This window comes from Pseudomonas sp. LBUM1645 (assembly GCF_059716185.1).
Genome location: NZ_CP166811.1, coordinates 2,659,237 through 2,684,098 on the forward strand (window position 1 = coordinate 2,659,237; position 24,862 = coordinate 2,684,098).

General features: G+C 57.2%; 26 protein-coding genes. 15 read left to right on the forward strand and 11 right to left on the reverse strand.

The genetic code is table 11. From position 1 onward, the window contains the following. Positions 1 to 78: 78 nt before the first annotated feature. Positions 79 to 345 carry a ParD-like family protein gene (locus ACA079_RS11870; protein WP_497703619.1) on the forward strand — a complete coding sequence of 89 codons (267 nt, stop codon included), beginning with the start codon at positions 79 to 81 and terminating at the stop codon, positions 343 to 345. Further along, positions 342 to 1,133, forward strand: coding sequence for a type I methionyl aminopeptidase (map, locus tag ACA079_RS11875; RefSeq protein ID WP_497703620.1), 792 nt, complete (start codon positions 342 to 344; stop codon positions 1,131 to 1,133). The genes ACA079_RS11870 and map overlap by 4 nt, the downstream gene beginning before the upstream one ends. Here map and ACA079_RS11880 read toward each other — a convergent pair. Both ACA079_RS11880 and ACA079_RS11885 read right to left on the reverse strand, forming a co-directional pair. Further along, positions 1,130 to 1,510: a cupin domain-containing protein gene (locus ACA079_RS11880; RefSeq protein ID WP_497703621.1), complete on the reverse strand. Its 381-nt coding sequence runs from the start codon at positions 1,508 to 1,510 to the stop codon at positions 1,130 to 1,132. The genes map and ACA079_RS11880 overlap by 4 nt on opposite strands. A 20-nt stretch (positions 1,511 to 1,530) precedes the next feature. Continuing rightward, positions 1,531 to 3,567, reverse strand: coding sequence for an oxidoreductase (locus ACA079_RS11885; RefSeq protein ID WP_497703622.1), 2,037 nt, complete (start codon positions 3,565 to 3,567; stop codon positions 1,531 to 1,533). 135 nt (positions 3,568 to 3,702) lie between these two features. On the opposite strand from ACA079_RS11885, the gene ACA079_RS11890 reads away from it, so the two are divergent. The 5 genes from ACA079_RS11890 (at position 3,703) to ACA079_RS11910 (ending at position 8,389) form a co-directional block, all read left to right on the forward strand. Continuing rightward, entirely contained in the window at positions 3,703 to 4,362 is a 660-nt protein-coding gene (locus ACA079_RS11890; RefSeq protein ID WP_497703623.1) for a TetR/AcrR family transcriptional regulator, read from the forward strand. 31 nt (positions 4,363 to 4,393) lie between these two features. Then, complete coding sequence (locus ACA079_RS11895; protein ID WP_497703624.1) at positions 4,394 to 5,230, forward strand: pyrroline-5-carboxylate reductase family protein; 837 nt, start codon at positions 4,394 to 4,396, stop codon at positions 5,228 to 5,230. 41 nt (positions 5,231 to 5,271) lie between these two features. After that, complete coding sequence (locus tag ACA079_RS11900) at positions 5,272 to 6,273, forward strand: ABC transporter substrate-binding protein (protein ID WP_497703625.1); 1,002 nt, start codon at positions 5,272 to 5,274, stop codon at positions 6,271 to 6,273. Between the two features lie 153 nt (positions 6,274 to 6,426). Next, entirely contained in the window at positions 6,427 to 7,290 is an 864-nt protein-coding gene (locus ACA079_RS11905) for an ABC transporter permease (protein WP_489268900.1), read from the forward strand. Further along, positions 7,280 to 8,389 (forward strand): quaternary amine ABC transporter ATP-binding protein, encoded by a 1,110-nt coding sequence (locus ACA079_RS11910; protein ID WP_497703626.1) that lies wholly within the window; start codon positions 7,280 to 7,282, stop codon positions 8,387 to 8,389. The genes ACA079_RS11905 and ACA079_RS11910 overlap by 11 nt, the downstream gene beginning before the upstream one ends. Before the next feature lie 69 nt (positions 8,390 to 8,458). On the opposite strand, the gene ACA079_RS11915 is transcribed toward ACA079_RS11910, so the two are convergent. Next, complete coding sequence (locus ACA079_RS11915; protein ID WP_497703627.1) at positions 8,459 to 9,850, reverse strand: GntP family permease; 1,392 nt, start codon at positions 9,848 to 9,850, stop codon at positions 8,459 to 8,461. A gap of 119 nt (positions 9,851 to 9,969) precedes the next feature. Further along, positions 9,970 to 11,277, reverse strand: coding sequence for a histidinol dehydrogenase (gene hisD, locus ACA079_RS11920; protein WP_497703628.1), 1,308 nt, complete (start codon positions 11,275 to 11,277; stop codon positions 9,970 to 9,972). A 216-nt stretch (positions 11,278 to 11,493) separates the two neighbouring features. On the opposite strand from hisD, the gene ACA079_RS11925 reads away from it, so the two are divergent. Both ACA079_RS11925 and ACA079_RS11930 read left to right on the forward strand, forming a co-directional pair. Continuing rightward, positions 11,494 to 12,567 carry a LacI family DNA-binding transcriptional regulator gene (locus tag ACA079_RS11925; RefSeq protein WP_497703629.1) on the forward strand — a complete coding sequence of 358 codons (1,074 nt, stop codon included), beginning with the start codon at positions 11,494 to 11,496 and terminating at the stop codon, positions 12,565 to 12,567. A 133-nt stretch (positions 12,568 to 12,700) separates the two neighbouring features. Beyond that, the gene (locus ACA079_RS11930; RefSeq protein WP_415756856.1) at positions 12,701 to 13,714 is read left to right on the forward strand and encodes a GlxA family transcriptional regulator; all 1,014 of its coding nucleotides are present in this window, start codon (positions 12,701 to 12,703) and stop codon (positions 13,712 to 13,714) included. A gap of 21 nt (positions 13,715 to 13,735) precedes the next feature. Here the strand turns inward: ACA079_RS11930 and ACA079_RS11935 are convergent, their stop codons facing one another. Beyond that, positions 13,736 to 14,176: a hypothetical protein gene (locus ACA079_RS11935; RefSeq protein WP_497703630.1), complete on the reverse strand. Its 441-nt coding sequence runs from the start codon at positions 14,174 to 14,176 to the stop codon at positions 13,736 to 13,738. A 593-nt stretch (positions 14,177 to 14,769) separates the two neighbouring features. Here ACA079_RS11935 and ACA079_RS11940 point away from each other — a divergent pair. Further along, positions 14,770 to 15,645: an alpha/beta fold hydrolase gene (locus ACA079_RS11940; RefSeq protein WP_497703631.1), complete on the forward strand. Its 876-nt coding sequence runs from the start codon at positions 14,770 to 14,772 to the stop codon at positions 15,643 to 15,645. Here ACA079_RS11940 and ACA079_RS11945 read toward each other — a convergent pair. Both ACA079_RS11945 and ACA079_RS11950 read right to left on the reverse strand, forming a co-directional pair. After that, positions 15,619 to 16,386, reverse strand: coding sequence for a metallophosphoesterase (locus ACA079_RS11945; protein ID WP_497703632.1), 768 nt, complete (start codon positions 16,384 to 16,386; stop codon positions 15,619 to 15,621). The genes ACA079_RS11940 and ACA079_RS11945 overlap by 27 nt on opposite strands. Before the next feature lie 68 nt (positions 16,387 to 16,454). Further along, positions 16,455 to 17,666 carry a diaminopropionate ammonia-lyase gene (locus ACA079_RS11950; RefSeq protein WP_497703633.1) on the reverse strand — a complete coding sequence of 404 codons (1,212 nt, stop codon included), beginning with the start codon at positions 17,664 to 17,666 and terminating at the stop codon, positions 16,455 to 16,457. 139 nt (positions 17,667 to 17,805) lie between these two features. On the opposite strand from ACA079_RS11950, the gene ACA079_RS11955 reads away from it, so the two are divergent. After that, positions 17,806 to 18,282, forward strand: coding sequence for an Lrp/AsnC family transcriptional regulator (locus ACA079_RS11955; protein ID WP_497703634.1), 477 nt, complete (start codon positions 17,806 to 17,808; stop codon positions 18,280 to 18,282). A gap of 33 nt (positions 18,283 to 18,315) precedes the next feature. Here ACA079_RS11955 and ACA079_RS11960 read toward each other — a convergent pair whose 3' ends face one another. Further along, the gene (locus ACA079_RS11960; RefSeq protein ID WP_140895396.1) at positions 18,316 to 19,233 is read right to left on the reverse strand and encodes a LysR family transcriptional regulator; all 918 of its coding nucleotides are present in this window, start codon (positions 19,231 to 19,233) and stop codon (positions 18,316 to 18,318) included. A 109-nt stretch (positions 19,234 to 19,342) separates the two neighbouring features. Here ACA079_RS11960 and ACA079_RS11965 point away from each other — a divergent pair, with 109 nt between their 5' ends. The 4 genes from ACA079_RS11965 (at position 19,343) to ACA079_RS11980 (ending at position 23,029) form a co-directional block, all read left to right on the forward strand. Beyond that, on the forward strand, positions 19,343 to 20,182 hold the full coding sequence (locus tag ACA079_RS11965; RefSeq protein WP_497703635.1) for a HalD/BesD family halogenase: 840 nt from the start codon (positions 19,343 to 19,345) through the stop codon (positions 20,180 to 20,182). A 152-nt stretch (positions 20,183 to 20,334) separates the two neighbouring features. Further along, positions 20,335 to 21,303, forward strand: a complete 969-nt coding sequence (locus ACA079_RS11970) for an ABC transporter substrate-binding protein (RefSeq protein WP_497703636.1) — start codon at positions 20,335 to 20,337, stop codon at positions 21,301 to 21,303. 130 nt (positions 21,304 to 21,433) lie between these two features. Then, positions 21,434 to 22,552 (forward strand): S-(hydroxymethyl)glutathione dehydrogenase/class III alcohol dehydrogenase, encoded by a 1,119-nt coding sequence (locus ACA079_RS11975; protein WP_497703637.1) that lies wholly within the window; start codon positions 21,434 to 21,436, stop codon positions 22,550 to 22,552. A gap of 93 nt (positions 22,553 to 22,645) precedes the next feature. Continuing rightward, positions 22,646 to 23,029: a VOC family protein gene (locus ACA079_RS11980; RefSeq protein WP_497703638.1), complete on the forward strand. Its 384-nt coding sequence runs from the start codon at positions 22,646 to 22,648 to the stop codon at positions 23,027 to 23,029. Positions 23,030 to 23,119: 90 nt separating this feature from the next. Here the strand turns inward: ACA079_RS11980 and ACA079_RS11985 are convergent, their stop codons facing one another. The 3 genes from ACA079_RS11985 to pcsA all read right to left on the reverse strand — a co-directional run bounded on the left by ACA079_RS11985 (position 23,120) and on the right by pcsA (position 24,852). Beyond that, a complete protein-coding gene (locus ACA079_RS11985; RefSeq protein WP_497703639.1) occupies positions 23,120 to 23,593 on the reverse strand; it encodes a GNAT family N-acetyltransferase in 474 nt (157 codons plus the stop codon). A gap of 82 nt (positions 23,594 to 23,675) precedes the next feature. Then, a complete protein-coding gene (locus ACA079_RS11990) occupies positions 23,676 to 24,062 on the reverse strand; it encodes a DUF488 domain-containing protein (protein WP_497703640.1) in 387 nt (128 codons plus the stop codon). A gap of 73 nt (positions 24,063 to 24,135) precedes the next feature. Continuing rightward, a complete protein-coding gene (gene pcsA, locus ACA079_RS11995; RefSeq protein WP_497703641.1) occupies positions 24,136 to 24,852 on the reverse strand; it encodes a phosphatidylcholine synthase in 717 nt (238 codons plus the stop codon). Positions 24,853 to 24,862 lie beyond the last annotated feature (10 nt).

A 24,862-nucleotide genomic window follows, 5' to 3' on the forward strand; every position in this document is an offset into this window, starting at 1 on the left:
GTTCTGACCGTGAAATTGCAATTTCACACGACTACCGACTAATATACGATCCATATACATTTCATATTGGATTGATCAGTGGGTATCGTAAAAATTTCAGAAGCCATGCACGAGAATCTGCGCGTCGCCAGCGATGCGTTGAGTCGCTCGATCAACGCCCAAGCCGAGCACTGGATGCGCATCGGGATGCTTGCGGAGTTACATCCCGACCTGGATCACAGCGACATCTGCCGCTTGCTGATTCGTGCCGAACTGGCTGGCGGCCTCGATGTAAAACAGCTGTGTGCACTCGCCGATTTTTCGCAAAGCGCGCAGGTTGATGCAGCATCAGGAGCCAAGCAATGAAGGCCAATGTCACGCTCAATACCCCGGCGGAAATAGCCATGTCTCGCGTTGCGGGCACGCTGGCCGCCGAGGTCCTGGCCATGATTGCTCCGCATGTCAAAGCGGGGGTCACCACCGACGAACTGGACCAGCTCTGTCACGACTACATCGTCAACGTGCAGAAAGCGATTCCGGGCAATGTCGGCTATCACGGCTTCCCGAAAACCGTGTGTACCTCGGTCAACCAGGTGGTCTGCCATGGCATTCCTTCGGCCACGCCACTAAAGGATGGCGACATCGTCAATATCGACATTGCCGTTATCAAGGAGGGTTGGTACGGCGACACCAGTCGCATGTACTTCGTGGGTGAGCCCGGCCCGGATGCCCGACGCCTGGCAGAGACGACCTATGAAGCGATGTGCGCCGGTATTCGCGTCGTCCGCCCCGGCGCTACGCTGGGTGATATTGGCCATGCCATTCAGAAGGTGGCCGAAAGAGACGGGTTCAGCGTCGTGCGCGAATACTGCGGTCACGGTATCGGCAAGATTTATCACGATGAGCCGCAGGTCCTTCACTACGGCTACCCAGGCCAGGGCCTGAAACTGAAAGCCGGCATGATCTTCACCATTGAACCCATGTTGAATGCTGGCAAACGCCATGTGAAAACGCTGGCTGATGGCTGGACCGTGGTCACCAAGGATCACTCACTCTCGGCTCAGTGGGAGCATATGGTCGCAGTCACTGACGACGGCTTCGAGGTTCTGACCCGCTGGCCCGACAGTGTCGATGGGTATGCCGCCATCGTTTAGGTGCGGCGCGTATAGATCACCATCAGGATTGCCCCTTGTACCGAGCCCGCACTGTGTGCCGCGTCGGGGGCACGGCAACAGTAGTCGCCGACGTTCAGCGTTCGATCCTGATCAAAGAATGAGCCTTGCAGCACGAACAGTTGCTCAAGCTCCCCTTCGTGGGTGTGGCTGGCGACATGGGCGCCAGGGTCGACTTTCATCAAGAGGGTCTTCTCACCACGCTCGGTGTCCTCGAACAGCGGTTTGATCCAGAAGCCTTCAGCCGCTGTCGGCAGCCATTCGTCAGCCGACGACGAGTGATAGAGCGAGCCTTCGACCGGTCCCTGAACACCGCTTTTCCCAGCTATTTTCCAGGACGGCGTTTCATCTTTTTGCATGGTTCTTCACCTAGGTTCGTTTACAAATCCTTGACCAGTCTCAACGCATCGTAGATCGCGGCGTGGGTGTTGCGCGCAGCCACGGCATCGCCAATGCGGAACAACTGGAATCTGCCGTCCGGGTTGGACAGCACGCTTTGTGGGTTGCCGACGATCAGGTCCTGATGTTCGACCACGCCGCCGTTGCTGGAGACGGGTTTCAACTCGAAATACAGTTCGTCCAGCGGTCGGGTACCGTGGTTGATCACCACTTGATCGACGCGTCGGACCTTGCGCGCACTGCCGTAGTCACTGTCGATGGTCGCCAACAGATCATCGCCGTCGCGTTCGACGGCGAGCAGTCGGAAGGTGACGGTGAAGGTGGTATCCAGGGCTTGCAGCGAACGCATGTAGGGCACCAGGTTCATCGCCATGACTTCTGGTGCGAAGGTCCGGTCCGGCGTCATGATCTCGATTTTTGCACCGCTTTTGGCGATGAACTCGGCGGCTTGCAGGCCGGCATGATCACCCGCGTCGTCGAACAGCAGGACATTGCGCCCAGGTTTCACATCCCCGGAAATAATGTCCCAGGCCGAGACCACCAACTCATTGCCTGCGGTGAGAATCTCGGTGTGAGGCAAGCCGCCGGTGGCGATGATCACCACGTCCGGGTTTTCGTCGTGGACGGTGCTGGCCTCGGCCCAGGTATTGAAGCGAAAGGTGACGCCTCGGGCCATGCACTGGGCCATGCGCCACTCGACGATGCTGATCATTTCCCGCCGCCGCTCCGATTGCGCGGTGAGCCGAACCTGGCCGCCAGCCTGATTGGCGGCTTCGAACACCACCACCTCATGGCCGCGTTCGGCCGCCACTCGCGCCGCTTCCAGCCCCGCGACACCGGCACCGACAATCACGATTTTGCGTTTGTTCGCCGCCTTCGGGATGTCATGGGGCATGCTGGTTTCACGGCCAGTGGCCGGGTTGTGGATGCAATAGGCAGCACCGCCCTGGTAGATCCGGTCCAGGCAATAGTTGGCGCCGACGCAGGGGCGAATATCTTCTTCACGCCCTTCGATAATCTTGCGCACGATATGGGGATCGGTCATGTGCGCGCGGGTCATGCCAACCATGTCGATCTTGCCCGAGGCGATGGCATGGCGGGCGGTGGCGACGTCCGGGATCTTCGCCGCGTGAAAGGTGGGGAAGTCGGTGGCGGCGCGAATCTCTCCGGCGAAGTCCAGGTGCGGTGAGTTACGCATGCCCTGGATCGGAATCAGGTCGGTCAAGCCGGCGTCGGTGTCGATGTGTCCGCGCACAACGTTAAGAAAATCCACCATGCCGCTGTCTTTCAGGCGCCTGGAGATGTCCAGGCCATCGGCCGGGGTCAGTCCACCCGGCAGCTGTTCGTCGCCGGTATAACGCACGCCGACGATAAACTCATGGCCGACGCGCTGGCGAATGGCGCTGAGGATGTCGAAGGTAAACCGCAGCCGGTTATCGATGGAGCCGCCATACGGGGCATCGAGGTCGTTGGTCAGCGGCGACCAGAATTGATCCATCAGATGCCCGTAGGCTTGCAGTTCGATGCCGTCCAGACCCGCAAATTTCATCCGCTCGGCGGCGTCGGCATAGTCCTTGATGATGCGTTCCACATCCCAGTCTTCCATCTTCTTCGGGAAGGAGCGATGGGAGGCTTCGCGCTCGAATGACGGTGACACCACGGGCAACCAGTCACCTTTGTCCCAACGCGTGCGCCGGCCAAGGTGGGTCAACTGGATCATGACCGCAGCGCCATGTTCGTGGCAGGCGTCGGTGAGGTCTCTCATCCAGCCGACCACCTCATCCTTGTAGGCGAGGATGTTGTTGAACACCGGTGGGCTGTCCCGCGAAACCGCAGCGGATCCAGCCGTCATGGTCAAGGCCACACCGGCCTTTGCCCGTTCCACGTGGTAGGCGCGATAGAGGTCCTTGGGCATGCCGTCTACGGGATAAGCCGGCTCGTGGGCGGTGGTCATGATGCGGTTTCTGAGAGTCAGGTGCTTCAACTGATAGGGCTGGAGGAGCGGATCATTCAGCATCGTCAAGACTCTCCGGAAGTGGGCAAGGACCTACGTTGAAATTACGTTAGGGTGAAATGTACACCTGTGTCAACAAGCTAGACACAGGTGTACATTTTGCTTGCGCGGTGTCGGGTGAGCGACTAGGATCGAGCCATGAACGAACAAACCAAAGCAGTAGAAACCGGCTGGAGAGGGTCCCTGGAAGGGTGGCTCGATGCAGCGTATGAAAGCCTGACCGAGTGCGGTGTCGACACGGTGCGGGTGATGCCGCTGGCCAAAAAACTGGGGCTGTCGAGAACCAGTTTTTACTGGTTTTTCAAGGATCGCGAAGAGCTGCTCGCCGCATTGATCGAGCGCTGGCGGGTGAAGAACACCGGCAATCTGATCGCCCAGACGGAGTGTTATGCCGAAAGCATTGCCGAGGCGATGCTCAACGTTTTCGACTGTTGGCTGAACCCGGAACTGTTCGATTCACAGTTTGAATTTGCGATGCGCAGCTGGGCTTTGCAGTCCACTGAAGTGGCTGAACATATCCGGGTGGCCGACATTGCCAGGCGCGAAGCACTGATTCGGATGTTCGTGCGTTTCGACTATGCATTTGACGCCGCCGATGTGCGGGCTCGAACGATTTACCTGACGCAGATTGGCTATATCAGCACCAACACCCGAGAGGATGTCGGGGAGCGAATGCGGCGGATTCCCGAGTACGTGAAGATATTCACCGGCGAGGAACCCCTGGAGCGCGAATTGAAACGTTTCTACTCCCGCCATGGGTATGTGATGGATGAAGTTTCATCGGCAACCCCAGACTGACGCGACTTCTGACTGACGAAGGCAGGTTCAAATGTTCGAAAAACCCACGATAGGCATTATCGGTGGATCGGGATGGCTTGGCCGCTCGATAGCCTCGGCGATGCTCGACAAGGATTTTGTTCAACCCGATGCGTTGGTGCTTTCGAGCCGCTCCGCGAGCAATCCGCTAGACGCAAAGTGGTCGCAGGTGACGGTAACGCGCAACAACCAGACACTGGTGGAGCGTTGTGATGTGGTCATCGTGTCAGTACGCCCCGAGCAGTTTGCCGACGTGAAGATTTTCGCTGAAAACCGGCTGGTGATTTCGTTGATGGCCGGCGTGTCACTGGATGAAGTGGTGCAGCGCACGGGCAGTCGTCAGGTGATTCGCGCCATGGCCAATGCCGCCGCAGAAATCGGCAAATCCTATACACCCTGGTTGGTCTCGCAAGAGGTCACCGACGAGCAGAAAGCGTTCGCCCAGCGGCTATTCGAAACCTTCGGCAGCGCCGATGAAGTCTTCACCGAACACCAGTTGAACTACCTGACAGCACTGGTGGGAACTGGGCCTGCTTACCCGGCGTTGCTGGCTCGCAGCCTGTTCCAACATGCCGTGAGTAGCGGCTTGCCTCCCGATATTGCCCAACGCGCGGCCAATGCGGTGGTGGTCGATGCCAGCCAGCTGATCGGCAATGGGCACTCCGTCGACGAACTCTTGCAGGCGCTCATCAGCTACCGCGGTGTCACGGCGGCGGGCCTCGAAGCCATGATCGCCGGCGGCTTCGATAAAACAATAAAAGCAGGTCTGGATTCGGCGGCTTCAGTCGCCAGTTCCATGAGTCCATTTGCCCATTCTGCTGACACGAAAGAAGGTCCAATGACGCGGTAGTTGGCCCTTCACAACTCTGGCCGCAATCGAGGTTAGCGTTTATGAATGTAAAGTCTTTCTCGAAGACGGGACTTGCACTGGGGATTGTCGCCTTCAGTGGTTGGGTGTCAGCGTCTGAGTGTGGTGATGTGACGATCGCCAACATGAACTGGCAATCGGCCGAAGTGATGGCCAATGTCGACAAGCTGATCCTCAATGCCGGCTACGGTTGTAATGCCGATCTGGTATCTGGCGATACGGTTCCGACCATCACCTCCATGGCTGAAAAGGGGCGTCCCGATATCGCCCCGGAAGGCTGGATTGACCTGGTTCCGGAGGTCGCGAAGAAGGGTATTCAAAGCGGTAACCTGGTTCAGGCAGCGAGCTCGTTATCCGACGGCGGTTCGCAAGGCTGGTGGATTCCAAAGTACATCGCTGATGCCCATCCCGACATCAAGAGCTTCGACGATGTTAAGAAGCATCCCGAACTGTTCCCGGCCCCCGATGACAAGAAAAAAGGCGCGATCTACAACGGCCCGCAAGGGTGGGGCGGCACCGTGGTGACCAGTCAGTTCTTCAAGGCCTATGGCTTCGAGAAGGCCGGTTTTGTGCTGGTGGATACCGGTTCGGCGGCGGCGCTGGATGGCTCCATTGCCAAAGCCTACGAGCGCAAGGCGCCCTGGTTGGGTTTCTATTGGGAGCCCACTGCCTTGTTGGGCAAGTACCCGATGGTAAAGCTGGAAAATGGCCTTGCTGTCGATCCGGTGGAGTGGAAACGTTGCAACACGGTCGCCGACTGTCCTGATCCAAAACCCAATGGCTGGCCGGTCGATCGGGTCTTTACCTTGACCACCAAGTCCTTCGCTGCTCGTTCGCCGACCGTCATGGCGTACCTGAACAAGCGCGCCTGGTCCAACGAGACGGTGAACAAACTGATCGCCTGGATGACCGATAACCAGGCTACCGGTGAGGAAGGGGCCAAGTACTTCCTGAAAAACAACGAAGCGCTCTGGAGTCAGTGGGTCACGCCTGAAGCGTCCGGCAAGATCAAGGCTGCGCTTTAATCCCTTGGGTCATGCAGCCCGTTGCGACAGGCTGCATCGACCCCTGCGCGCCGACAACAATAAAAACACCCATGTATTGAAATGACCTGCCAGCGTTCTTACGGTCTTCTACGAAAGGGGAATGTCATGGAGTGGTTACTCAGCTTTCCACATATGGAGGACGAAAGACTCCGGGCTTTGAAAAAGGCCATCGACGGTGCCTTTCGCAATTTCACCAGCACTTACGGCGACAGCTTCGAAGCGTTTTTCCAGCCGTTGCAAGTGTTCCTCAATCAATCCGAAAGGTTCATGACCACAACGCCATGGCCGATCATCATTGTGCTGGTCGCCCTGATTGCCTGGTTCGCCAGCCGCAGCTGGAAAATTGTCCTGGGTTGCGTGTTCACCCTGATGGCGATCGGGTATCTGGACATGTGGTCCGACACGATGAAAACCCTGTCGATGATCTTCGTCTGCACGGTGATATCCGTGGTCATCGGCTTGCCGACCGGCATTGCCATGGCCCGCTCCAATCGTCTGCAGAACCTGGTCAGTCCGGTACTGGACGTGATGCAGACCCTGCCCAGTTTTGTCTATTTGATTCCGGTGGTGATGTTGCTGGGGATCGGCAAGGTCGCGGGGCTGATTGCGGTCGTGGTCTACGCCTTGCCGCCAATGATCCGCCTGACCAATCTCGGTATCCGCCACGTCGACGCCGAAATGATGGAGTGCGCCGACGCCTTTGGCTCATCCAGTTGGCAGAAACTGAAAAACGTCCAGTTACCGCTGGCGCTGCCATCGATCATGGCCGGCATCAACCAGACGATCATGATGGCCCTGGCCATGGTGGTCATTGCATCGATGATTGGCGTTCAGGGGCTCGGGCAACCGGTGCTCAAAGCCATTTCCAACCAATACTTCACCCTGGGCATGTTCAACGGCCTGGCCATTGTCGGTATTGCGGTGATCTTCGATAGGGTCAGCCAAGCCTACGGCAGAAGATTGCAAAAGCATCTGGAGAGGGTTCATGGCCACTAATCTGACCAACGATTTCGGCATCGAAATCAAGCATCTCTACAAGATCTTCGGTTACCAGGCGCAGGCCAGTATCGAACGGGTCAAACAGGGCATGAGCAAGGCCGAACTGCTGTCCAGTCACAGCCATGTACTGGGTTTGAAGGACATCAATATCAGCATGCCGTCCGGGGGCATCCAGGTGATCATGGGGCTTTCCGGTTCGGGCAAATCGACCTTGATCCGACATATCAATAGATTGATCGAACCCACGGCCGGCGAAGTCATCGTCGGTGGCATCGATGTGCTCAAGATGAGCCAGAACGAGTTGCGAGAATTTCGCCGGCATAGAATTTCCATGGTGTTTCAGAAGTTCGCGCTGCTGCCGAACCGGACCGTGCTCGACAATGCGGTCTATGGGTTGGAGATCCAGGGACTTCCCCGTGGCAAACAAGAAGAGATCGCCAGGGGCTGGCTGGATCGGGTAGGGCTCAAAGGTTACGAGCGTCACTATCCCAATCAGCTTTCCGGAGGCATGCAGCAACGCGTTGGCCTGGCTCGCGCGCTGGCCAGTGACGCGCCGATTCTGTTGATGGATGAAGCCTTCTCGGCACTTGATCCGCTGATCCGCATGGACATGCAATCGGTGCTCCTGGACCTGCAAAAAGAGATCAAGAAGACCATCGTGTTCATTACCCATGACCTTGATGAGGCGCTGCGCATCGGTGATCGCATCGCTATCTTGCGTGACGGTGAGGTGGTGCAACAAGGCACCCGGCAGGAGATCGTCATGAGCCCGGCCGACGATTACATTGCCAACTTCGTCAAGGAAGTGAACCGGGGGCGGGTGATCAGCGTCGAGGCCATCATGCGGCCGTTTGTTCGGGGGAAGGCCGGAGCAACGCTGGCTGTGCCCACGGGGACGTCACTCGAATCGGCGGTCAAGCGACTGGTTGAAGCGGGACTCGATGAATTGGTGGTCACTGACCGTCAGGGGCAGCCTGTGGGGCAGTTGGCACTCAAATCAATTATTGCAACGATGGTCACCTCGACCGTGAGCGAGGAATCACAGGTGGTTCAGTTACGCGCCGTAGCGAAAGTGACACGGCTCGCCGAGGAGTAATCCTCTTGGTTTTGAAGAAAAAAACGGCAACCCTGGGGTTGCCGTTGTCTTTTGTACATTCAAGTCAAATCAGACAATCCCGGTCATGTAATACACACCGATCACAAAAAACGCCGCCAGTATCTTGAAGATCGTCATGCCGAAAATATCCTTATAGGCCTGACGGTGGGTCAAACCGGTGACCGCCAGCAACGTGATGACCGCGCCGTTGTGGGGCAGGGTGTCCATGCCACCAGCGGCCATGGCCGCCACGCGATGCATGACTTCCAGGGGAATGTGCGCGGCGTTGGCTGAGGCGATAAAGGTGTCTGACATGGCGGCGAGCGCAATGCTCATACCGCCTGATGACGACCCGGTGATACCCGCCAGCAAGTTGATGGTGATGGCCTGATTGACCAAGGGATTGGGAATGACCTTCAGCGCCTCGACGACAGCGACGAAGCCAGGCAACGCCGCGATGACTGCACCGAAGCCATATTCGGACGCGGTATTGAGGGTCGCAAGCATCGCACCGCTGACGGCGGTACGGCTGCCTTCGGCCAGCTTGCGGGAGATGGTGCTGTAGCTGAACACGAAGACTGTGACAATCCCGACCAGCAACGCCGCCTGGACCGACCAGATGGCGATCATCTTCGACACTTGGGTCTGGATCGGCGCCTTCAACCCTGGCAAGTCAATCTCATAAACGCTGCCATACCAGTGTGGAATCCAATGCGTAAAGGCCAGGTTCATCACGCCGACCAACAGCAAGGGCAACAGCGCCACCAGCGGATGGGGTAGGGCGATGTCCTGTGGTGTTTCCGGCTCATTGCGCAGATCAGTGCCGTAGCCTTCGCCCGCACGCTGGGCTTTGCGACGCTGACGTTCGAGATACAGCATGCCGCCGATCAGCACGAACAATGATCCCAGCACCCCCAGCCAGGGTGCGGCCCAGGACGTGGTGCCGAAAAACGTGGTCGGGATGATGTTCTGGATCTGCGGCGAACCCGGCAACGCATCCATGGTAAAGGTGAACGCACCCAGGGCAATCGTTGCAGGCATGAGTCGCTTGGGGATATTGCTTTGACGGAACATCTCCGCCGCAAATGGATAGACCGCAAACACCACCACAAACAGCGAAACGCCGCCGTAGGTGAGCAGCGCGCAGACCAGAACAATAACCAACATGGCCTGGCTGCCGCCGAGCAGGTGAATGACTGACTTGACGATCGAACGGGAAAAACCGGACAGCTCAATCAATTTGCCGAACACGGCGCCCAGCAAAAATACGGGAAAGTAGAGCTTTATAAAGCCAACCATCTTGTCCATGAAAATATCACTGAACGCCGGGGCGACCGCGCTGGGGTCAGTGAGTAAAACGGCAGCAAGTGCAGCGAGCGGCGCGAAGATAATGACGCTATATCCCCGATACGCTGCGAGCATTAACGCGAACAGCGCCAACAAGGCGATGATGACACTCATGGGATGTCCTTCGAGGCTGAGCCTGTCGCGCAGAGGGGGCGAGGGATGGGCTGCGCACTGGCTGTGATTTTTTGTTGTTGGGCCGCGCAACGGTCGCGGCCCTTTTTAGCCAGGTGTTGTTACTCTGCGATTCCGGCGTACGGCACATCCTTGTGACCGTAACGACGGACACGAATGTTGGCCTGTTCGCCGTGCCCGGAGAATCCTTCCAGTGCACACAGGCGCGAGCAGTACTCACCAATCATCGCCGACGCTTCGTCGGTCATGACCTTCTGATAAGTGCAGGTCTTGATGAACTTACCGACCCACAGACCACCGGTGTAACGCGCGGCTTTCTTGGTAGGCAGGGTGTGGTTGGTGCCGATGGTCTTGTCGCCGTAGGAGACGTTGGTGCGCGGGCCGAGGAACAGCGCGCCGTAGTTGCGCATGTTTTTCAGGAAGAAGTCCGGGTCATGGGTCATGACTTGAACGTGCTCGAACGCCAGGTCATTGGCGATGGCCAGCATTTCCTGTTCGTCTTCAGCCACGATCACTTCGCCAAAATTCTCCCAGGCCTGGCGGGCAATGCCGGCGGTCGGCAGGATCTGCAGCAGGCGCTCGATTTCAGCCATGGTCTCGCGCGCCAGTTTTTCCGACGTGGTCAGCAAAATCGCAGGTGAATCCGGGCCGTGTTCGGCTTGACCGAGCAGGTCAGTGGCACAGATTTCACCATCGACCGTTTCGTCGGCGATCACCAGCGTTTCGGTGGGACCCGCGAACAAGTCGATCCCGACCCGGCCGAACAATTGGCGTTTGGCCTCGGCGACAAAAGCGTTGCCCGGGCCGACCAGCATGTCGACTGGAGCAATGGACTTGGTGCCCAGGGCCATGGCCCCGATCGCCTGAATCCCGCCCAGGCAGTAAATCTCATCGGCGCCCGCCATGTACTGCGCGGCAACGATGGCTGGGGCCGGTTTGCCATGGAAAGGCGGGGCGCAGGTGATGATGCGCGGCACGCCGGCCACTTTGGCGGTGATCACCGACATGTGCGCTGATGCCAGCAGCGGATATTTGCCGCCCGGTACATAGCAACCCGCCGCATTCACTGGAATGTTTTTGTGGCCGAGGATTACGCCTGGCAGGGTTTCGACTTCCAGGTCTTGCAGGCTGTTGCGTTGGTGCTGAGCGAAATTGCGCACTTGGGTCTGGGCGAATTCGATGTCGGAGATGTCGCGTTTGGTCAGCTGCGCCATGCAGGCATCGATCTCGGCGCTGGTGAGTCGGTAATCCTCCCGATCAAGGTTATCGAAACGGATAGAGAGGTCTCGAATCGCAGCATCGCCGCGCTCTTCGATATCGGCCAGGGTCTTTTCCACCGTGTCACGCACTTCGCGAGCTGCCGATTTGATGACGGATGCTTCCGCGCCTTTTTTGAGCCAAGTAGCCATGGGATGAATTCCTGAGCGTTGTTGTTTTTGGTTTTGCATACGTATGCAATGAAGGGTCATCCTAAGCCATTCCGAACGGCGATGAAAAGGGGGAGGGGGAAAAAACTGAAAATCAAGCAGGGTGGGATTGAAGCGTTTGCTCCCGGAACGGCCAGGCAGCACACGTCGCGGTGAATGGCAGGTATGATCGGCATTTCAAAATTGGGCGCAGACGCAATGGCAGATTCCAACGAGCAACCCCGGCATCCGATCACGGCCCATGATGTGGCCAGATTGGCGGGTGTCTCCCAGTCTGCGGTCTCGCGAACCTTTACCAAGGGCGCCAGTGTTTCTCCGAAGACGCGCAAGAAGGTCGAGGAAGCGGCAGCGACCTTGGGTTACCGCCCCAATCAGTGGGCACGCTCACTGATCAAGCGCCGATCCAACTTGATCGGCGTGGTCGCGCCCAGCATGGAGAACCCCTTTTATTCGGCGGTGCTGGAGGCTTTGTCGGCGGCGTTCGAAGAGCTGGGTTATCGCGTTTTGTTGTTCTCCACCGCGAATCACGAAGACTCCGATCCGGTGCTCGAAGAAGTGCTCGGCTACCGCGTCGAGGCACTGGTTCTGGTATCGGCCAGCCTGTCTTCGCGTTTTGCAGAAGAGTGCAAACAGATCGGTTTGCCCGTCGTGCTGCTAAACCGCAGAAATGACAGCAGCAGCATCTCCAGCGTGACCAGTGACAACGCCCAAGGCAGCATGGAAATTGCGCAATTTCTGGTTGCCGGCAGCCATCGTCAGTTGGCTTTTATCGCCGGCAAGGAAAGCTCATCAACCAGCCGCGATCGGGAAAAAGGTTTTGCGGACGCGCTGCAACGTCTCGGTCATCCAGCGCCGCAGCGCGAAGTGGGTCATTACACGTTTGACGGCGCAATGGACGCCACTCGCCGTCTGCTGTCGAGCGCCAATCCACCCGACGGCATTTTTTGCGCGAATGACATTATGGCGTTGGGCGCCATTAACGTCGCTCGCGAGGAGTTCGGGCTCAAACCGGGCAACGACATTTCAATCGTCGGTTTCGATGACATTGCCCTGGCCTCCTGGCCGGTCTTTTCGCTGACCACTTACGTTCAACCTGTTGCCGATATGGTGAGTCGCGCGGTCGGCATCATTTGCGCGCAATTGGAGAACCCTGATACGCCTGCGATTCAAGAGGTTCTCCGAGGTCAGCTGCTTGTCCGCAAAAGTTCGAAAATCCCTGAGTCAGGCGTGCAACAGGGATCTGATTGCCTTGTGTGGCAACCGCTCGAATAGGCCGGCGAACATCACTGCGATGCCTGATCAATCGCAAAATGGCGCTAGTGGTTTTGAAACTTCTACAGTTAGCATTGAGGTTTATCAACGCGCCCAACGACAGGTTGGGTTACGTAACCGAGTAGGCCGAACATTGATCGAGCGACGTCAATTTAGCGGAGGCATGAAGGGGAAAAATCTCCGCTATCTGAATGAGAACCCCAACGAGAAAACTCAAATGGTTCGGGCAGGATTTCTGTTGCTTGAGCATTTCTCGCTGCCCGCATTCACGCAAGCACTGGATACGATTGTCACCGCGAATCTTCTGCGACCCGGGTTGTTCTCTTCCCGAACGTTCGGCTTGACCGATGAGGAAGTCGTCAGTGACCTGGGCCTGGTCATTCGCCCGGATACCCGTTTCGATTGTTCAGTGATCCAGGACCTGGATCTTCTGGTCATTTGTGGCGGCTACAGGACAGAACTCAAAGCGACGGATGAACTCATCTCCCTGTTAAGGGCTGCATCAGACCAGGGTGTCAGTCTGGCCGGGTTGTGGAATGGCGCATGGTTCCTGGGAAGGGCAGGCTTGCTTGACGGATATCGTTGCGCGATTCACCCCGAACATCGCCCCGCGCTCGCGGAAATCTCCAAGGCGACGCATGTCACCAGTGAGCCCTACGTCATCGATCGAGACCGGCTCACGGCTTCCAGTCCCTCGGGGGCATTCCACATGGCGCTGGACTGGATCAAAGGGTTGCACGACAAAGCACTTGTCGAGGGTATCGAGGACATCCTGGCTTTCGAGGAGTCGCGTTATCGGCGCATAAAACCGACTGAAAATGTCTGCGTGAGTGCGCCATTACGCGAGGTGGTGAAGCTGATGGATGCCAACCTCGAAGAGCCTCTGGAGTTGGAGCAGTTGGCCGTATACGCAGGCCGTTCGCGTCGACAACTCGAGCGCTTGTTCAAGGAACAACTGGGCACAACGCCGCAACGGTATTACATGGAATTGCGGATTACCGAGGCGCGTAGGTTGCTCCAGCACACAGAGTTGTCCCAGGTGGACGTGTTGGTTGCTTGTGGCTTTGTATCGCCCAGCCATTTCAGCAAATGCTATAGCTCGTACTTCGGATACAGGCCTTCCAAGGAAACGCGACTGGTCAAATAGCACTGCTTCTTGAGTCTGTGCTTACGGGCGGCGACTTGCCCGGTAGGTATATCGCAAACCAATCAACAGAAACAGGGTGATCAGGCCGAGGGCTAGCCCACGAGCAATCGCCGGTTTAACCAATGGCACAGAGTTATCTTGTTGGCAGGCTGCGCTATCGACTTCCGCAACGGTGATTTGCCCGTAGTCTGTCAGGTGCCGCTTTTCGCCATTCAGGATCGCCGACTGTTGCTCCAGATCCAAAGCCTGATACTTCCAGAGCGTTGGCGATCCTTCTCGGCAATAGGTGAACGTTTTCGGGTTTGACGCGGCAATGATACAAGCGTCGTTGATGCCGCGTTTTTTCAGCGTTTCAGCAGCCGACCTTGTGAAGTCCAGGTCCAAGACGGGAATAATCCCTGTGGCAGACGCCGCGACCGAAACCAAAAGGGTGCCCGCGACGCAGATTGTTGAAATTTTCAAGGTAGGGTTTTCCTTGTTGATTTTTTATTTTTGTTTTTGCGCGCGGAGCGTGGCCAGCCTGCCTTTAATGAAGCTTGGCAATAAATAAGCCAGCTAGCTCTGGCGGGCGAAAGTCCCCAACCTTGGGGAGATTCCTGAAAGTGGGGTGGTCTGCCTCAGCACCGGCGCTCGCCTACCAAGCCCTGTCAGGCATAAACACCCGACATTCCGCAAAGATGGCCAGGTACCGTAAAGATGCCAAAGCAAGGCCTGGGCCAACAGCCAGGTTCGACCATCACGCCGTCTCCGACGCAATAACTCGTCTGCGTTCTTGCAGACGAGGAAATCCCTGCTTAACTCTGAACATATGGTCAGTCAGTGACTCATTGGTCACGGTAACCATCCGAGCACCCTCGCGCTGTTGTTGCTTGTCCGTGTTGCCAGATTAAGCCCGAGGAGGCCTGTGCGTTGACGCTTGAAAATCACCCTGAGTTATTTATGTATTGGCCTGACACTTCGCTGTCAGGTCCACGTGTTCTGCTGTCTGCGATAGGGCCCTGTGGGCATCCCAAACGCTGTGCGCTTAGTCCAATGGGTTCAAGGAAGTAAATGTCATGATGCCGAAAACTGCCATCGTCGAGATCTGCGGGAAGTACAAGGTTTATACCGAGCACTATCTCAACACTGCCGCTGACAAGACCATCATTCTGGTCAACGGCTCACTGGCAACGACCGCATCTTTTGCCCAAACGGTGCGTTACCTGCAGCCGCGATTCAATGTGGTTCTCTACGACCAGCCCTACGCCGGTCAGTCGAAGGAACACAACCTTCACGGCCAACCGATCCGAAAGGAAGACGAGGCCGCGATACTGCTGGATTTAATCGAACACTTTGGCGCGCACCACGTGCTGTCCTTTTCCTGGGGCGGCGCGGCTACCTTGCTGGCGCTGGCTCAGCGGCCGCGACGAATCGAGAAGGCGGTGATCAATTCATTCGCAGCGCGTATCAATACGCCGATGCGCGATTACCTGGAGAGCGGCCGGAACCATCTCCAGGCTTGCGACCGCCTCAATGTCGGTCGCTTGATCAACAGCACGATCGGCAAGCACCTGCCATCGCTGTTCAAACGCTTTAATGATCGCCATGTCAGAAGCCTGGACGAGCACGAGTACAGGCAGATGCATTTCCACGTCAATGAGGTGCTGACCCAAGACACCCATTGCTATGTCGCCTGTGCCGCTGCCATCGAAATACCGCTGCTGTTTGTCAACGGCGAATGGGATGAGTACACCTCGGTCGAAGACGCCCGGCTGTTCGCCGATCATGCGTCGCAGTCCCGGTTCCATACCATCAAGAACGCCGGGCACTTCCTCGATATGGAACATGTCGCGGCCTGGCAAGACACCCGGCAGGCCTTGCTCGGTTTTCTGGACCCGGCTTCCAGGAGGCAGGGCCGCGTTGCCTCAGATATCCAGGTCAATCACGTATGAGCGATTAAATTCCGGATTTTCATTAATGCCATTTTTGGCATAGCCCCGGGCGTTGCAAATGACGCGAGTTTTGCCCACCTGGTAGTCAAAGCTCCCATGGGTATGGCCATGCAGCCAAAGTGCCGGCTGCCAGACCTTGATCCGGTCTTCGAGGTCTGAAACAAAACTCGCGTTAATCGGCGAACTCTCAAACAGCGGACTTATGCTCAACCGTGTCGGTGCAAAATGCGAAACCACCACCGTGGGAGTGGTTCTGTCGCGGGTGAAGCAGTCTTCCAGCCAGGCGACTGTCTGTAAAAAAATCAGTTGGGAAACTGCCGGGCTGAAAAGGTCTGGAAAATCTGGCGAGATTTTTATGTGGGTGAAGTCCCGCATGAGCTTCGTCGCCAGATCAACACCCTGTGCCCGATCCTCTGCAGAATCGAAAAGTCGATAGTCAGACCACAGGGTGCAACCCAAAAACCGCACACCGTTGTGGAGATACTCCGAGCGTTCCAATACGTGGATCTGTGTGCCTTGCGACAACCTGTTCAAGTGCTCGTAGGTAGAGATCAAGTCACTGCCATAAAACTCGTGATTCCCTGCCACGTACACGATCGGAACCGGGCACGATTTGGCCCACTCAATGGCCGCAGCCGGTCGGGAGATGTCTCCAGCGAGGACGACAATATCGGCATCCACATCGGGAAAAGGTAACGCGTTGACGGACAAATGGATGTCTGACAGCAAGGCGATGCGCATCGATCAACTCCTACCTGTTTTGAATGGCAGCCCATTCTACTGACAAGTTGATAACCTCCTGCCACACCTTATTTTCGTTGCAGCCAGATGTGCTGGCGTTGCAGAACCGATAGAGCCGTCTCTCCCACCAGTTCGCTGTAAACGGTAGGAGCGGTCGCGCCTTCGGTGCTGATGAGCAGAATCCGTGAAGACTCATCAAGGCCTGCTTCAGCGGCCAGGTGTGGCGACTTGAGCAGCTGGACAAGCCCCGCGAGCCCGGCCACCGCCGACTCACCGGCCACCAGCGGAACGTCCCGATCACTGCCTCGCGCCAGCCTGCGCATGGCGTTGACGGCATCCTCATCTTCAATCGTCATGAAATGGTCGATGCTGGTCTGCAGGAACTTCCAGGCCAGGGGCGAGGTTTCACCGCAGGCCAGCCCGGCCATCACCGAGTCCACTGAGCCTTTGGTTTTCGCCGCATGGCCGGCGAGGGCGCTTTGGAACAGGCAGTCGGCCTGTTGCGGTTCGACGACGATCATCGCCGGTCGTGCTGTGCCATAAAGCTCCCAGAAATAACTGGCGAGGCCCGCCGCCAGACCACCCACGCCGCCCTGAAGGAATACGTGAGTGAAGCCTTGGCCACTGACCTGCTCGACGATTTCCGCGGCGATAGTGCCGTAGCCTTGCATCACATCCCGAGGAATGTCTTCGTAGCCCTCGTAGGAGGTGTCGGACACCACCTGCCAGTCGTGCTCGACAGCCAGCGCTGCGGCTTCTTCTACCGATTCATCGTAGTTGCCGGGGACTCGCACGATCTGTGCGCCATAGGCGGCGATGGCCTGTTCCCGTTCGATGCTGACGTTGGCGTGCAGCACAATGACGCAACGGCAACCGAGACTTTGTGCCGCCGCGGCGAGGGCACGGCCGTGGTTGCCGTCGGTGGCGCTGATCACCGTAAAGTCTTTCAAGGCGTCGCCGTAGTCGCCCATCAGCAGGCCCCGGGGTTCGAAAGGGTGTTCGGGGAACAGCCGCAGGATTAACCGCACCAGGGCAATCGGTGCGCCTAGTGCTTTGAAACTGCCCAGCTGCGAACGGCTCGACTCATCCTTGATCAGGAGTCCGGCGATACCGAGATGGGCGGCCAGGTCGGGCAGGCTGAACAAGGGTGTGACGGCGGGGTTGAGGGTGTTCCAGTTCGCCAGCCAGGTGCGGCTTTCGGCGGCTGTCCGAATGTTCAGGATGGCCTTGAGGTCATCGGGGTAGGTATTACGGCTGGCGTTGGGGTTGGCGATCAGCATCGTCGGCTCCAGGTGGTAGGCAGTGGAGTGAAATAATATCTCGCCGCTGTCACACTCATTTCTTGAAATCGGCACTGTCGACGCACTTCCATTACCCATTCATGCGGTTTACATCAATTTTATTGCGAGCCCCCACACCATGAGTCTCGATGCCTTCGACCTGAAGCTGATTGCCGAAGTCCAGCAAGACGCCGGCCTGTCCCAAAGCGAACTGGGCGCGCGGGTCAATTTGTCCTCGGCCGCCGTTAACCGCCGCCTTAAACGCCTGACTCAGGATGGCGTCATCAAAGGCACTGTGGCTGTGGTGGATCAAGAGAAACTCGGCTACCCGCTGACCATCGTCGCCCAGGTGGAAGTGGAGAGTGAGCGTCTGGATTTGCTGGACGCCATGAAGCGCAGCTTCGCCAACTGCCCGCAGGTGCAGCAGTGTTATTACGTGGCCGGGGAGTGGGACTTTGTGCTGGTGCTGGCGGTGCGCAACATGGAGCAGTACACGGAACTGACGCGTGAGTTGTTTTTCGAGAACAACAATGTGAAGCGCTTCAAGACGCTGGTTTCCATGAGCAACGTCAAGGTGGGATTGCAGGTGCCGGTGGAGGAGGAGACAGGCCACTGACTAATTTGCCCACGCTCGTCTCGGGCTTTCTGGCTATGCGTAGCCATTCTCGGATTTTCCGGCATGTTTAATCCAACTGGTCAGCTCGGTGACCAGTTGATTGACTTCACTGCCTTCGGGCTCGGAAGGGCGAATAATCGCGTTCCAGGCGATATCCAGGCCGTCATTCAGGGCTGCCCATGCAAGCTCTCCGCGCTCAAGGCTGGGCGTGACCAAGTCGCGTTGCAATATGCTGATTCCGTATCCCGAGCGCACCAGTTCGACGATGGCTTCAATCAACTCCACGGTAATCATTCGGCGCGGCAAAATACTCGCGGGCGCGAAGAACCGGTCATATTCCCAGCCGCTTGCGCGGTCCGTTGAATACGTCACCAGGTTGTAAGTTTTGAAGTCTTCGGCATAAATGTTTTTCCTCTGCGCCAGTGGGTGATCGGTTGCCATGATCGCAATCAGGTCGTCACGGAAAAGCGGCAACTTGGCAACACCACTCGGCACCATACCGTCATCAATAATCGACACATCGAGCCTGCCTTGCATCAGGCTGGCATAAACATCGTTACGGGGCACGGTCACCAGTGTTATTTCGATGTCTGGACGAAGACTGGAGTAATGCTTGATAAATTTTGGAATCCAGCGAAACGGTCCGTATGAGGTGACACCCATACGCACAAAGGCTGTGACCCCGCCTGCCATGGATCTGGCCTCCGCCTCCGCTTCGTTAAGAATCGCGATGATGTCCCTTGCTGCTCGCTCCAGGCGCACACCCGCAGGGCTGAGTCGCAACTTTCCCCCTGAGCGCTCTGTCAGGGTCACGCCAAGCCGGCGTTCCGCCTCCCGCATGCGATGACTGACGGCTGAAGGCGTCAGCCATAGACGCTCGGCCACAGCGGTTACCGAATCGACTTCCGACAAGGTTTGCAGCATCACGAGGTGATCCAGGGTGAGTCTCATAGGGCGCGACCTGAAAATAATTCACAAAATAGCGTAAAAATATGAGCGTGACTTGTTTTTGCCTCCGATGCAATCTGACTCCAGCAAGAGCCACCGGAGACCAATAATCATGCCTATGCTGCCACTCACACCCGCCATAACCCTGGGCGATGTCATCGACCTAGAGCGTTATCCCATTACCGATCGAACCGACCCCGCTTATCGGGCGCTGGTCACTCATAGCCAATCATTGCTCGGACAGGAAGGCGTCGCGATCTTCCCGGGATTCGTCCGTGATGAGTCGGTTGCGACGATGGCGGATCAAACGCTTGCACTGCACCCGCGTATGTTTCACTTCCGGGAAAACCACACGGTTTATTTCAAACCTCAAGAGGAAAGCGTTGATTCAGGGCATCCCCTGCGGCGTTTGATGAAAACCGAAAAAGATACTGTCGCCTACGCGGATATTCCTGCCGACAACGTGATCAGGCGGATCTATGAATCGGAGGAAGTGCTCTCTTTCATCAAAGACGTGTTGGGTCTGGACACGCTCTATCGCCATGCAGATCCGTTAGCCGCGCTTAACTTGCAGGGCTTTACGACGGGACAGCAATTGGGTTGGCACTTTGATCGCTCCGACTTCAGCGTCACGCTGTCACTCCAGGCCGCAAGTGCCGGCGGGGATTTTGAATATGTACGCATGCTTCGCAATGAGGACGACGACTGTTATGACGCGGTCAGGCAATTCCTTGATAACCCCGACACCCAGCAGATAGAGGTTCTGCCTCAAGTGCCTGGAACACTGACATTGTTTCGCGGCCGCTATTCACTGCATCGTGTGACGCCGGTGGTGGGGGACAGGTTAAGACTCAACGCTGTATTTGCTTACGTGGATCAGCCAAATGTCGAGTTCAGCGCCTATGCCCGTCAATTGTTTTACGGGCGTACCACGGTAGAGCCTTTGAATTAAGTTACCCCACTAACAATAAAGCTATTCACTCACTCCATCGCTTCACGTGTATGCACAGGCACCTGTCCACGTTAGATCTGATGGCACTCGCTTGCCTCTTTTGTAGCAAGCAAGAGCTCCCTGCCCCCAATAATGTTTCGGAGCGTCTGATCATGAAATACAAGAAGAACTTGCTGGCCTCGTTACTCAGCCTTGGCTTACTCGTCGGTAGCGCTTCAAGTCAGGCTTCAGGGTGGTGCGAGTCAGGCAAATCGGTGAAATTTGCCGGTCTGAATTGGGAGAGCGGGATGCTCCTCACCGACATCATGATGATCGTTCTCAAGGATGGCTACGGCTGCGAAACCGACCAGTTGGTGGGTAACACCATCATTCTGGAGACCGCCCTGGCCAGTAACGACATTCAAGTATTTGGCGAAGAGTGGATGGAGCGTAGTGAAGTCTGGAAGAAAGCCGCGGCCGCTGGAAAGGTCATTGCAGTTGGCTCACCGATCATCGGTGCAGTCCAGGGCTGGTACGTGCCGCGTTATGTGGTTGAGGGGGACGCTAAACGCAATAAACCCGCTCGCGCTCCAGACCTCAAGTCGGTTGCCGACTTGAGCAAATACCCAGAGGTTTTTCGAGACTCGGAGGAGCCTTCCAAAGGACGTTTTTACAATTGTCCTGCGGGGTGGATTTGTGAACAGGACAATACCGAGATGTTGAAAGAATACGGTCTTGAAAGCACCTACACCAACTTCCGCCCGGGAACCGGCGCTGCACTGGATGCGGCTGTACTGTCCAGCTATAAGCGCGGTGAACCTGTGCTGTTTTATTACTGGTCACCGACGCCGCTGATGGGGCAGATCGATGCGATAAGACTGGAAGAGAAGCCGGGGGTCGACAAAAGCGTCATCACTAAAGTCGGACTCTCCAAAGCTTTTCATGAGCAGGCGCCAGAACTGGTTGCGGTTCTGGAGAAGGTCAACATCCCCATCGATCTGTTGAATCAGAACCTGGCGAGGATGACCAAGGAACGCATCGAATCCCCCAAACTGGCCAGGATTTTCCTCAAGGAACACCCGGAAGTGTGGCACGCCTGGGTCAGTGAAGCCGTCGCGAAAAAAATCGACGCATCGCTCTAATCGGCAAAGGGGCAAGGACGCCTGCCCTGTGTAACGTCCCTCAGCTTCATCTGCGTAAACACAATCTCAGTACCGATTTTTCTTGTTTCTACAAAGAGGCGGCGCCTCTTTGCGCCCGGGAATTATGAATATGATCAAATCACGAGCTGCCGTAGCTTTTGCAGCCAACCAACCCCTGCAAATTGTCGAAGTCGATGTGGCAGCACCACAAGCCGGGGAGGTGCTGGTACGCATCATCGCCACCGGTGTCTGCCATACCGATGCGTTTACCCTGTCCGGCGCGGATCCGGAAGGTATCTTTCCAGTCATTCTCGGCCATGAGGGCGGCGGCATCGTCGTGGCCGTCGGTGAGGGCGTGACCTCTGTAGAGGTGGGCGATCACGTGATCCCGCTCTACACCCCGGAATGCGGGGAGTGCAAATTCTGCACGTCCGGGAAGACCAACCTCTGCCAGAAAATTCGCGCCACGCAGGGCAAAGGCCTGATGCCAGATGGCACCAGCCGTTTTTCCTACAAGGGCCAACCCATCTTCCACTACATGGGCACTTCGACGTTCTCCGAGTACACGGTACTGCCAGAAATCTCGCTGGCCAAAATCCCGAAGGAAGCGCCACTGGAGAAGGTTTGCCTGCTCGGTTGCGGTGTAACGACCGGGATTGGCGCGGTGCTCAACACGGCCAAGGTGGAGGAGGGCGCCAGCGTGGCCATCTTTGGTCTTGGCGGCATCGGCCTGGCAGCGATCATCGGCGCCACCATGGCCAAGGCGGGGCGAATAATCGCGATCGATATCAACCCGGCCAAGTTCGAGATCGCCAGGCAATTGGGTGCCACCGACTTCATCAATCCGAAGGATTACGACACGCCGATCCAGGACGTAATAGTCGAGATGACCGAGGGAGGTGTGGATTACTCCTTCGAATGCATCGGCAACGTCAACCTGATGCGTGCTGCCCTCGAGTGCTGCCATAAGGGCTGGGGCGAGTCGGTCATTATCGGGGTCGCCGGTGCCGGCCAGGAAATCAGTACCCGACCGTTCCAGCTGGTGACCGGCCGCGTCTGGCGCGGCTCGGCCTTTGGCGGAGTGAAAGGTCGCAGCGAACTACCCAGCTATGTCGAGAAGTCTCAACAGGGTGAGATTCCGCTGGATACATTTATCACTCACACCATGGGTCTGGAGGACATCAACAAGGCCTTTGACCTGATGCACGAAGGCAAGAGCATTCGCACCGTGATCCATTTCGAACGCTGACTCAATCAGCTTGGCGATGGCCGCCGGGGCGAGTCTCTCCCGGGCAAAACTGCAATACCCACCCACTGCGTTTCTACCAAAGAGAACATTAAGATGACCATCTTCACTCACGTCACCGTCGGTACCAACGATCTGCAAAAAGCCCGCGACTTTTACGACAATGTGCTCGGAGCACTAGGCCAGAAGCGTATCGCTGACCTGGATGACAATGGCTCGATCTGGGGGCAGAACGCCCCGTCCTTCTTCGTGCTGAAACCGGCCAATGGCGCTCCGGCCAGCGTGGGCAACGGGGTCACCGTCAGCTTTGAAGCACCGGATCGAGCCGCCATTGACGCGTTCCACGCCGCCGCTCTGGCCAGCGGCGGCACTGACGAAGGTGCGCCGGGGCCACGAGGCTGGGCACCCAACGCCTATGCCGCTTATGCCCGCGACCTCGACGGTAACAAGCTGGCCGCGTACTGTTTCAAGCCAGCCTAAGCTACAGGCACGGCATCAACATGTAGTCATTTTCGACAGCCTGTTAGTGAACATGCCTGTTGTTCGCGCAACAGGCTGTTTAGGGGGGCGTTAGTTTGACGCGTCGACAATGGACGTCAAACGCCGCTCCATAATGATCGTGCGCTCGGCCCCGTGAAATTCGTCGCGGATCTTTCGATAACCCAGCTTGAAGTAAAAGGCTTCTGCGGTAATGGAGGAGGGGACGCGCAGCACCTCGATTTTTGCAGCTTGGGCGACAGATTGAATCTTTGCCATCAACTGCCTGCCGAGTCCGCGCCCCTGATGGCCTGGGTCAACGAATACGCTGCGCACAACGTCTTGATCAAGGCTGGCCGTGGCGACTACACGCTTATCGATGGTGGCGACAAAGACCTGACGTTGGCTCAACAAGGCGCGGATGGCCACGGTAGAAAAGCTTTTCTCTACCTGGGTGATGACGTCGGGCGGGTAGTCCAGGGCATTGGACTGGCGCAGCGATTGAATGATGACCCGGCTGATGGCTGTCGCATCGTCAGGGGTGGCGAGTCGAATCTGGTTACTCATTTGAAGATCCCAATCCTTGTGTTTACCGAAATCCTTTAGCCCGATCTTGAGCGGTCAATGTCGCAGTAGCCTGCGCCAGCGACTATTTGAGCTGTGCACCTCGCGCCTCTAACAACTCCCGCAATACCGACCGATGGCAATGCGCTTCATCTTCGCAGTAACAGCCAATGGCCAGTGACGTTTGATGGGACAACGCCGCCAACAAATCGAGCAACTGGCTGGGCGCCGGGTGGTTCATTTCGGTCTTGAACTTGCGCTTGAAGGCTTCCCACGACTTGGCGTCTTCCGCCGCTTTGGCTTCTGCGACCAGCTCTGCACTCGGAGACAGTAGCGGCTGCCACACATCATAAAAGTCACGACTGGCAAACTCGGCCTTGGGCACGCCACGCGGTGGGCGACGCACCGTGCCCAGCCGCAGGCCTTCATTGGCGGCGCGCGGTGAACCGAGGCGCACGATATGGATGGGCATGGTCGATGTGTTCCCTCTTATGGCCGATTTCTGCAGTGTGCGGAAGAAATCGGCCACGCTCTACATTCCTTTATTACCGCGAGCTTTCGAACCACTCCAGCGTCGTGCGCCAGATGCAGATCCCCAGGAAGTAAGCCGACATCAGCAGCCAAAGCCCCATCACCATCGGGTTGATCACCGGATGGTTGACCACCAGCGACAAGCTGCACAGCAGCCAGATGGCCGTCACGGCGATGTTGATCGGCATGAACTTGCGCACGCGGAACGGGTGAAGGAACTTCATCCGGGTCACGGTCAACAGCGCCAGGCCGATGATGGTGAGAAAAGTGATCCACGGCGACGGGGCAATGATGTACAGGCACAGGGCGACCACGTTCCAGGCGGCGGGGAAGCCCTGGAAGTAGTTGTCCTTGCTCTTCATGTTGACGTTGCAGAAGCAAAACAGCGACGAGACCAGAATCAGCGACACGGACAGCAGCAGCGTGTAGTCCGGCAAGGGGATGTAACGATAAATGAACAGCGCGGGGATAAACACGTACGTCAGGTAGTCGATGACCAGATCGAGGATCGAGCCATCGAAACTTGGCAGTACCGACTGGACATTGACCTTGCGTGCCAACGCGCCATCCAGCCCATCGACGATCAGGGCGACGCCCAGCCATAGCAGGCAGTTTGTGGCCTGGTTTTCCAGCAGGGCGAGGGTCGCGAGGAAGGCAGTGACCACGCCGGTGGCAGTAAAACCATGGGCGCCCCATGCTTTGAGCCTGGCGATGTGTAGGGTCGATATCACGGGGGCGTTC

Excerpts from the sequence above, each read along its gene's own strand:
- map (WP_497703620.1), top strand. The coding sequence starts at position 342 with ATGAAGGCCAATGTCACGCTCAATACCCCGGCGGAAATAGCCATGTCT.
- ACA079_RS11880 (WP_497703621.1), bottom strand. The coding sequence starts at position 1,510 with ATGCAAAAAGATGAAACGCCGTCCTGGAAAATAGCTGGGAAAAGCGGT.
- ACA079_RS11885 (WP_497703622.1), bottom strand. The coding sequence starts at position 3,567 with ATGCTGAATGATCCGCTCCTCCAGCCCTATCAGTTGAAGCACCTGACT.
- ACA079_RS11890 (WP_497703623.1), top strand. The coding sequence starts at position 3,703 with ATGAACGAACAAACCAAAGCAGTAGAAACCGGCTGGAGAGGGTCCCTG.
- ACA079_RS11895 (WP_497703624.1), top strand. The coding sequence starts at position 4,394 with ATGTTCGAAAAACCCACGATAGGCATTATCGGTGGATCGGGATGGCTT.
- ACA079_RS11900 (WP_497703625.1), top strand. The coding sequence starts at position 5,272 with ATGAATGTAAAGTCTTTCTCGAAGACGGGACTTGCACTGGGGATTGTC.
- ACA079_RS11905 (WP_489268900.1), top strand. The coding sequence starts at position 6,427 with ATGGAGGACGAAAGACTCCGGGCTTTGAAAAAGGCCATCGACGGTGCC.
- ACA079_RS11910 (WP_497703626.1), top strand. The coding sequence starts at position 7,280 with ATGGCCACTAATCTGACCAACGATTTCGGCATCGAAATCAAGCATCTC.
- ACA079_RS11915 (WP_497703627.1), bottom strand. The coding sequence starts at position 9,850 with ATGAGTGTCATCATCGCCTTGTTGGCGCTGTTCGCGTTAATGCTCGCA.
- hisD (WP_497703628.1), bottom strand. The coding sequence starts at position 11,277 with ATGGCTACTTGGCTCAAAAAAGGCGCGGAAGCATCCGTCATCAAATCG.
- ACA079_RS11925 (WP_497703629.1), top strand. The coding sequence starts at position 11,494 with ATGGCAGATTCCAACGAGCAACCCCGGCATCCGATCACGGCCCATGAT.
- ACA079_RS11940 (WP_497703631.1), top strand. The coding sequence starts at position 14,770 with ATGATGCCGAAAACTGCCATCGTCGAGATCTGCGGGAAGTACAAGGTT.
- ACA079_RS11945 (WP_497703632.1), bottom strand. The coding sequence starts at position 16,386 with ATGCGCATCGCCTTGCTGTCAGACATCCATTTGTCCGTCAACGCGTTA.
- ACA079_RS11950 (WP_497703633.1), bottom strand. The coding sequence starts at position 17,666 with ATGCTGATCGCCAACCCCAACGCCAGCCGTAATACCTACCCCGATGAC.
- ACA079_RS11955 (WP_497703634.1), top strand. The coding sequence starts at position 17,806 with ATGAGTCTCGATGCCTTCGACCTGAAGCTGATTGCCGAAGTCCAGCAA.
- ACA079_RS11960 (WP_140895396.1), bottom strand. The coding sequence starts at position 19,233 with ATGAGACTCACCCTGGATCACCTCGTGATGCTGCAAACCTTGTCGGAA.
- ACA079_RS11965 (WP_497703635.1), top strand. The coding sequence starts at position 19,343 with ATGCCTATGCTGCCACTCACACCCGCCATAACCCTGGGCGATGTCATC.
- ACA079_RS11970 (WP_497703636.1), top strand. The coding sequence starts at position 20,335 with ATGAAATACAAGAAGAACTTGCTGGCCTCGTTACTCAGCCTTGGCTTA.
- ACA079_RS11975 (WP_497703637.1), top strand. The coding sequence starts at position 21,434 with ATGATCAAATCACGAGCTGCCGTAGCTTTTGCAGCCAACCAACCCCTG.
- ACA079_RS11980 (WP_497703638.1), top strand. The coding sequence starts at position 22,646 with ATGACCATCTTCACTCACGTCACCGTCGGTACCAACGATCTGCAAAAA.
- ACA079_RS11985 (WP_497703639.1), bottom strand. The coding sequence starts at position 23,593 with ATGAGTAACCAGATTCGACTCGCCACCCCTGACGATGCGACAGCCATC.
- ACA079_RS11990 (WP_497703640.1), bottom strand. The coding sequence starts at position 24,062 with ATGCCCATCCATATCGTGCGCCTCGGTTCACCGCGCGCCGCCAATGAA.